This is a genomic window from Stenotrophomonas sp. S41, from assembly GCF_016624625.1.
Classification (GTDB): domain Bacteria; phylum Pseudomonadota; class Gammaproteobacteria; order Xanthomonadales; family Xanthomonadaceae; genus Stenotrophomonas.
This window is the reverse complement of sequence record NZ_JACVTV010000015.1, coordinates 53,759-61,765: the sequence shown is the minus strand read 5'-3', so window position 1 is coordinate 61,765 and position 8,007 is coordinate 53,759. Positions and strand designations below refer to the sequence as shown.

The window sequence follows — 8,007 nt, the reverse complement described above, 5'->3', positions numbered from 1 at the left end:
GCCGCCGAGCTGGAAGCCCAGCGCTACGCCGCCACCCTGGCCGCCGCCGCCCCCACCGTCGCCCCCCTCCCGGGCGACGTCCGGACCTGCGTCACGCGCGGCGCCATCCGGCCCGCGCGCCACCGGAAGTCGGAGACACACCATGTACGACAAGCTTGTGCAGAGTGCCGATGTACGCAGTGCCGAACGTTCCTCCCATTCACCCCGCCCGCGCCGCCTGGCCTGGCTGCTGGCCCTGGCCGCCGGGGCGGCCGCCCTGCCCGGCCTGGCCCAGGCCGCCAGCTGTGCCGGCGTGGCGCAGTGGGACCAGGCCAAAATCTACCGGGCCGGCGACACCCTGCAGAAGGGAGGGGTCCTGTACCGGGCGAACCAGGACATCTGGAACGCACCGCCGGACCACCCGGCCGGGGCGCCCTACTACACCAACCTCGGCGCCTGTGATGGCAGCGGCGCCAACCAGCCGCCGGTGGTCAGCCTGACCTCGCCGGCCAATGGCGCCACCTTCAGCGCCGGCAGCACGGTCACCGTCAGCGCCACGGCCAGCGACCCGGACGGCAGCGTCAGCAAGGTCGAGTTCTTCCGCGATGGCAGCTCGATCGGGGTCGACACCAGCGCGCCCTACAGCGCCAGCTGGGCCAACGCCAGCGCCGGCAGCCACACCCTGCGCGCGGTGGCCACCGACAACAACAACGCCACCACCAGCACGTCCACCATCACCATCACCGTCAACGCGGCCAGCGGCGATACCACCGCGCCCAGCGTGCCCGGCGGGCTGGCCGTGGGCACCCGCACCGCCAGCAGCATCGCGCTGAGCTGGAGCCCGTCCACCGACAACACCGGCGGCAGCGGCCTGGCCGGCTACGACGTGTACCGCAACGGCAGCCTGGTCGGCTCGCCGTCCAGCGCCAGCTACGTCGATGGCGGCCTGACCGCCTCGACCACCTACCGCTACCGCGTACGCGCCCGCGACAACGCCGGCAACGCCTCGGCGCAGGGCACCGAGATCAGCGCTACCACGCTGGCCGGTGACAGTGGCGGCACCGGCAAGCGGGTCATCGGCTACTTCACCCAGTGGGGCATCTACGGCCGCAACTACCGGGTGAAGAACATCGACAGCAGCGGCTCGGCCGCGCGCCTGACCCACATCAACTACGCCTTCGGCAACGTGCGCAACAACCGCTGCGAAGTGGGCATCACCCAGGCCTCGGACCCCAACACCGGCGCCGGCGGCGATGCGTTCGCCGATTACAGCAAGGCCTTCGGCGCGGGTGAGAGCGTGAGCGGCGGCGCCGACACCTGGGACCAGCCGCTGCGCGGCAACTGGAACCAGCTCAAGCAGCTCAAGGCCAAGTACCCGAACCTGAAGGTGCTGATCTCGCTGGGCGGCTGGACCTGGTCACGCGGCTTCTCCAGCGCGGCACGCCCGGAAAACCGCCAGGCCTTCGTGGCCTCCTGCATCGATGCCTACATCAAGGGCAACCTGCCGGTGACCGACGGTGCCGGTGGTACCGGCGCGGCGCTGGGTGTGTTCGACGGCATCGACATCGACTGGGAATACCCGGTGGCCTGCGGCATCGAGTGCGGCAAGCCGGAGGACAACGCCAACTTCACCGCGCTGATGGCCGAGTTCCGCCGCCAGCTCGATGCGGTGCGACCGGGCCTGCTGCTGACGGTGGCCGTGGGTGCGGGCATCGACAAGGTCCGCGTCACCGACCCGGCGGCGTACCACCCGTACCTGGATTACATCAACGTGATGACGTACGACTTCCACGGCGCGTGGGATGCGAAGACCAATCACCAGTCGGCGTTGTTCGATTCGCCGGATGATCCATCCACCGGCGACCAGAAGCTGTACAACAGCAACGACGCCATCGAGGCCTTCATCAGCCGCAGCGTGCCCGCAGCCAAGCTCAACCTGGGCATTGGCTACTACGGCCGTGGCTGGACCGGGGTGGCCAGCGGCAACAACGGCATGTACCAGACCGCCAGCGGCGCCGCACCGGGTACCTACGAGGCCGGCATCGAAGACTGGAAGGTGCTGAAGAATCTGGCCTGGCAGGGCTATACCGACAATACCGCCGGTGCCACCTGGATCTACAACGGCAGCACGCTGTGGAGCTTCGACACCCCGGCCAACATCACCCGCAAGATGGGCTACGTGAAAACGCAGGGCCTGGGTGGTGCATTCGTCTGGGAATTCAGTGGTGACGATGCGCAGGGCACGCTGACCAAGGCGGTCAGTGATGGCCTGAAATAAGGAAAAAGCCGGGGACGCATCGCGTCCCCGGCTTTCCCCATGGATTCAACATCCGCCGGGCCATGCCCGGCGACGTTGCGGTCAGCGCTTGGCGGACAGCTTTTCCAGCGCCGCACGCAGCTGCGCCGGCGGCAGATAGCCGCCCAGCTGGGTGCCATCGGCCGCGAAGATCGCCGGCGTGCCATTGACGCCCAGCTGCTGGCCCAGCGCGTACTGCATGGCCACCGGGTTGGTGCAGTTCTTCGCCGGCACGCTGCCACCACGCTTGGCGTTGGTAAGTGCCTGGCGACGATCGGCGGCGCACCAGACCGAGATCATGTCGACGTAATCCTTGCTGCCCAGGCCCATGCGCGGGAACGCGAGGTATTCAACGGAAATGCCGTTGCGGTTGAGTTCGGCGATGTCCTGGTGCAGCTTGCGGCAGTAACCGCACTCGATATCGGTGAACACGCTGATGGTGTACTTCGCATTGGGCGCGGCGAACACGATGCGGTCACCGTGGTTGGCCTTGGCCAGCAGGTCGCGGCGGTAGCCGAGCAGGCCCTCGCTGTTGGCCGGGCCCTTGGCCTGGATGTCGTAGGGCTGCGACTGGAACAGGTAGCGACCGTCGTCGGACACGTACAGCAGCTGGCCGGACACCAGCACTTCGCGGAAGCCGGGGAACGGCGCCGAGCCGATGTAATCCACCTTGGAACCGGGGATGAGCGTGGCGAGTGCGGCGCGCACCGTCTGTTCGGAGGCGCCGTTGGCGGCCGGGCTGGCCTTGGCGGCCGCGGCGGCCTTGGCGGTGGGCGGAGCCGGTTGGGCGCAGGCGGTCAGGCTGACCGCGCTGAACAGTGCAGCGATGGCAAATCGGAACATGGGCAATCCGCTGGGAATCAGACCCCGGATTCTGACACAGGCCCGTGTGACGGGCCGCGACCGCGCGCACGCCCCGGGTGACGCGTCGTGCGCTCCGTTCAGCCGCGCGGGTGATGCCGTGCGTGCAGCTTCTGCAGGTGTTCGCGCGCCACCAGGGTGTAGATCTGGGTGGTGGACAGTGAACTGTGACCCAGCAGCATCTGCAGCGCGCGCAGGTCCGCGCCCCGGTTCAACAGGTGGGTGGCGAAGCTGTGGCGCAGGCCGTGCGGGCTGATCCGCGCCGGATCGATGCCGGCCACCTGCGCATGGCGCTTGACCAGGTGCCAGAACGCCTGCCGGGTCAGCGCATGCAGGCTCGGCTCGATGAACAACGGTGTCTGCCCGTCGGCCAGCGCATGCACCTTGCCCTTGCCCACCAGCTGCGGTCGCGACTGCTGCAGGTAGCGTTCCAGCCAATGCTGCGATTCCTCGCCCAGCGGCACCAGGCGCTCCTTGCTGCCCTTGCCGGTCACCCGCAGCACGCCCTGGCGCAGGTTGACCGCGGTGGCCGGCAGCAGCACCAGCTCGCTCACGCGCAGGCCGGCGGCGTACATCAGCTCCAGCATGGCGCGGTCGCGCAGGCCCAGCGGGCTGTCGATGTCCGGCGCGGCCAGCAGCGCGTCGATCTGGCTTTCGGCCAGCGCCTTGGGCAGCAGCCGGGGCAGCTTGGGCGGGTCCAGCAGCGCGCTGGGGTCTTCGCTGCGCTCGCCGCGGCGCACCCCATCGGCGAAGAACGCGCGCAGCGCCGACAGCAGGCGCGCGTTGCTGCGCGGCGACCAGCCATGGCGGGTGCGCCAGGCCAGGTAATCGAACAGGCCCGGGCGTTCGATGCCGGCCAGGCCGCCCTCGCGGCCATCCATCCAGCGCGCGAGCCCTTCCAGGTCGCGCCGGTAGCTGTCCAGGGTGGCGCGGGCCAGGCCGTTCTCGGCCCAGATCGCATCGAGGAAGCGCTGGATGCGCACGCTGTCGTCGGCGCGCAGTTCCGGCAGCTGGGTGACCAGCTGGCGGCGTTCGGCAGGGGTGGAAATGACGGCCATGCGTGCAGGATACGAGGGCCACTGCGGGCGCGGCCAGCTTTGCGTATGCTCGGCGCATGTCCCGCCCTGCCCCCGACGCGGCCACTGCGGCCGCCACCGAAACGCCCCGCCCGCGTGCGCTGCTGCCGTGGCGCGTGCTGGCGATGGTCTATGACGCATTGCCGGTATTGGCGCTGTGGATGCTGGCCGGCACGCTGTTCACCCTGGCCTATACCTTCAGCGGCCATGCGCAGCGCGAGAACATCGCGCCCTTCAGCGCCTGGCAGTGGCTGCTGTGGGCGGTGTGCTGGGCAGTGACCGGGTGGTACGCCACGGCCAGCTGGCGCCGCGGCGGGCAGACCCTGGGCATGCGGCCGTGGCGACTGAAGCTGGAATCGCGTGATGGCACGCCGCTGCGCCGCCGCCAGCTGTGGCTGCGCTTCGCGGTGGCCACGCTGTCGCTGCTGCTGGGTGGGCTGGGCTTCTGGTGGGCGTGGCTGGACCGGCAGCGCCTGACCTGGCACGACCGCGCCAGCGGTACCCGCGTGGTGCGGATGCCCAAGCGCTGAGAGAACCCGCCGGGCATGGCCCGGCGCTAGCCACGTAGAGTCGAGCTTGCTCGACTGCGGTGCACGGCCGTCGAGCAAGCTCGACGCTACGGGTCAGCCTTCCGGCAGGATCACCGCCGGCTGTGTCCAAAGCTCGAAGAACTGCGACGAGAACGCCGTCGCCTTGACGTCGTCGGCGACCGGGATCTTTCCATTCAAGGCCGCGCGGGTCGCGCCGAAGTCCTGCCACAGCTTCAGGCTGGCCTTCTTCAGGCGCTTCTGCTCACCGGCATCGCTGGCCGCCAGGTACTGCGCATACAGTTCGCGCATCGGCTTGCCCTTGTCCTCGAAGGCGGCCGGCAGTTCCGGCAGGGTGGCCGCGGTGTACTCGACCGTCGCGTCCGGCGTCCGGTAGCCATCCGGGCCAAACGCTTCCTTCAGTTCGTCCTCCGCTTCCAGATACTCGAAGAAGCCGGGCACGTTGAAGAGCTTGGTCCGGTAATCAGACGAGGTATCCGGGCTGTTGGACACCACCGTGGTCGGCAGCTCGCCCAGCAGGCCAACATCCCAGCGGCGCGGAATGAAGAAGCCGGTCACCTTCACGTACGGGCCGTCGATCACCACGTCATTCAACTCGACCTTGGACACCAGGCCACCGGAATTGGTTTTGCTGGTGACGTACTGCTCGGTCACGATCACGTACTCGCTCAGCGTCGGGTTGATCAGGCCACCGATGCCGCCGGCGTACACCACCATGCGCACGCTGCCGATCTTGCTGCTCTGCAGGCGGTACTGGCCCGGCTCCAGGCTGATGGGCACCGCGGTGTGCGGCGGAATCAGATGCGGCTGCGCGTCGATCGACAGGGTCACCGGCTCATCGGTGGGGTTGTCGATCTCGAAGTCGACCGAGCGGCTGCAGCCGGCCAGCAGGAACAGGGCGGCAACAGCAGGAAGCAGGCGTTTGAAGAGCATGTTCATCCTTGAAAGTGTTCATCCTTGGGGTGGAGCGTGCGGGCGCCGCATGCGCCCGCGCGGTGAAGACCGGCGCTGCTACCTGCGCCGGAACAGCCAGCCGGACACCGCCAGCATGACGATGGGCGGCAACGCGTAGGCAATGCGGTAATCGAATTTCAGCGCACCGGCCATACGCCCGAAGAACAGCTGCAGCAGCCAGAAGCCCAGCGCGAACAGGATGCCCAGGAACAGGCGCTTGCCCATGCCGCCGCTGCGCAGCGAACCGAACGCGAACGGCACGGCGGCCAGGCACAGCGCCAGCACATTCAGCGGGTAGAACCAGCGGCTCCAGTAGATATCCTCGAAATCGCGGGCATCCAGGCCGTTGCGCTCGCGGTATTCGATGCTGGTGCTCAACTCGCTCAACTTCAGGTTGCGCGGCTTGGCGATGCCGGTCGCCAGCGCGCCGGCATCCAGCTTGGAATCCCAGGGCTCGCGTGCGGCTTCCTCGCGGGTCGCGCCACGCTCGGCGAAGGTGTCACGCTTGACCCCCGTCAGCACCCAGCCGTCCCTGTCATGCTCGGCAGTGGCGGCGTGGGTCAGCGAGGCGATGTTGCCGTCCTCGGCGATGCGGTACAGGCGCACGTCACGCAGGATCAGCCGCGTGCCCTTGTCACCGACCAGCTGCTCTTCGCCGCTGGCAGCGTTGAGGAAGGTGTCACCCTCGCGTGCCCACAGGCCCGAATAACGGGCCGTGGTCACATCGGTGCCCCACTTGGCGCTCATCTTCAGCGCATCGGCGCGGTTCTGGCCCCACGGCCCAAGGGTCTCGGCACTGATCACCATCACGCCGGTCAGCAGCGACAGGGCGATCGCCACCGACACACTGAGGCGCTTGCGCGACAGGCCCAGCGCGCGCAGCGCGGTCAGCTCGGAGGTGGCGGCCAGCTGGCCCAGGCCCATCAGCGCGCCGATCACCGCGGCGGTCGGGAAGAAGGTGTAGGCCCGGCGCGGCACGGTGTACAGCACCCAGGCCGCGGCATGCCCCAGCGAATAGCCGTTCTTGCCGATGTCCTTGAACTCACCGGAGAAGGCCATCACCACGTCCAGGCCGGTCAACACCGCCCAGGTGAGCAGCACGGTGGTGAACACCGCACGGCCCAGGTAGAAATCGAAACGCATCGGTCGCAGCTTCATGCGCGGGCTCCCTTCGGGCGCGCCAGGCGGCCATCGCGGAAATACATCCACAGCGCGAAGCCGAGCAGCGGCAGGGTCAGCCACCACAGGCCGACGGCAGGCGGAATCCTGCCGTTGGCGATCCAGCCACTGCCGATGAACATCAGGTTGGTGCCGACCATGTAGGCCAGCAGGGCCAGCATCATCCGGCCATAGCGCTGCTGGCGCGGCGAGCTGCGGCCCAGCGGCACGGTCAGCAGGGCGAAGGCCAGGGCGATCAGCGGCGGGGCGACGCGGCGGTGCAGCTGGGCCTTGGCCTCGGCGCGGTCGTCACCCAGCAGCTGCAGGGTCGGCATCAGCTCGGGGTCATCCTCCTCCTTGGCCTGGGCGCCGTCGGGCAGAGCCACATCATTGCGGGCGAAGGTCGCCAGGCGGTAATCCAGCGCGCCGGCCAGCGGGCCCTCCACCTGGTGGCCGTCATCCAGCTCCAGGAAGCGCTGCTGCTTGCCCTCGAAGAACATGCGGCCGCCGGCGGCGGACACCACCTCCAGGCGGTCATCCTTCTGCCGCTGCAGGAACACGCGGCCCAGCTTCGTGCCATCGGGCGAAATCGAGGACAGGTAGACCACCCCGCCATTGGGCAGCGGGGTGAAGCGGCCCGGCTCCAGCCCGGCCATCAGCACGCTGCGGTTGGCGTCCTGGATCATCTGCTCGGCGGTGCGGCCGGCCCAGGGGCCCAGCCACAGCGAGCAGGCGCCGACCAGCAGCACCACCGGCACCACCAGCATCAGCAGCGGCCGCAGCAGACGCTTGGGCCCCACGCCAATGGCCGTGATGACCGCCATTTCCGAATCGCGGTACAGGCGGGCGATGGACAGCAGCAGGCCCAGCATCAGTGCCAGTGGCAGGATCAGCGGCATGTAGGCGATGAACTGCAGGCCCAGCTGCGAGAACAGCAGCTTGGCCGGCAGCCGTCCGTCGGCGATGTTGCCGAGGATGTCCACCAGCACGCCGCCCACGCTGACCACCAGCAGGACGATCAGGGTAGCCAGGAAACTCTGGACGAAATCGCCCAGCAGGTATCGGTCGAGCTTCAGCATGGGGCGGTGGTTTAAACTCTGGGGTTCGTTCGCGGTGCCGCCCAGTCTACTGTCTG

At 68.6% G+C, this 8,007-nt stretch carries 7 protein-coding genes; 2 read left to right on the top strand and 5 right to left on the bottom strand.

The window, feature by feature from the left end; all coding sequences use genetic code 11:
• Positions 1-142: 142 nt before the first annotated feature.
• Complete coding sequence (locus IAE56_RS05620; RefSeq protein WP_200751798.1) at positions 143-2,257, top strand: glycosyl hydrolase family 18 protein; 2,115 nt, start codon at positions 143-145, stop codon at positions 2,255-2,257.
• Between the two features lie 81 nt (positions 2,258-2,338).
• Here IAE56_RS05620 and IAE56_RS05615 read toward each other — a convergent pair whose 3' ends face one another.
• Positions 2,339-3,118, bottom strand: a complete 780-nt coding sequence (locus IAE56_RS05615; protein ID WP_200751797.1) for a DsbC family protein — start codon at positions 3,116-3,118, stop codon at positions 2,339-2,341.
• A 98-nt stretch (positions 3,119-3,216) separates the two neighbouring features.
• Positions 3,217-4,194, bottom strand: coding sequence for a site-specific tyrosine recombinase XerD (gene xerD / locus IAE56_RS05610; protein ID WP_200751796.1), 978 nt, complete (start codon positions 4,192-4,194; stop codon positions 3,217-3,219).
• A gap of 56 nt (positions 4,195-4,250) precedes the next feature.
• Here xerD and IAE56_RS05605 point away from each other — a divergent pair, with 56 nt between their 5' ends.
• Positions 4,251-4,742 carry an RDD family protein gene (locus tag IAE56_RS05605; RefSeq protein ID WP_200751795.1) on the top strand — a complete coding sequence of 164 codons (492 nt, stop codon included), beginning with the start codon at positions 4,251-4,253 and terminating at the stop codon, positions 4,740-4,742.
• Between the two features lie 93 nt (positions 4,743-4,835).
• Here IAE56_RS05605 and IAE56_RS05600 read toward each other — a convergent pair whose 3' ends face one another.
• From IAE56_RS05600 to lptF, 3 genes are all read right to left on the bottom strand, one after another.
• The gene (locus IAE56_RS05600) at positions 4,836-5,693 is read right to left on the bottom strand and encodes a hypothetical protein (RefSeq protein ID WP_108770600.1); all 858 of its coding nucleotides are present in this window, start codon (positions 5,691-5,693) and stop codon (positions 4,836-4,838) included.
• 78 nt (positions 5,694-5,771) lie between these two features.
• Positions 5,772-6,872: an LPS export ABC transporter permease LptG gene (lptG, locus tag IAE56_RS05595; protein ID WP_108767671.1), complete on the bottom strand. Its 1,101-nt coding sequence runs from the start codon at positions 6,870-6,872 to the stop codon at positions 5,772-5,774.
• Positions 6,869-7,951, bottom strand: a complete 1,083-nt coding sequence (gene lptF / locus IAE56_RS05590) for an LPS export ABC transporter permease LptF (RefSeq protein ID WP_108767670.1) — start codon at positions 7,949-7,951, stop codon at positions 6,869-6,871. Before lptF ends, lptG begins: the two co-directional genes overlap by 4 nt.
• Positions 7,952-8,007: the final 56 nt, after the last annotated feature.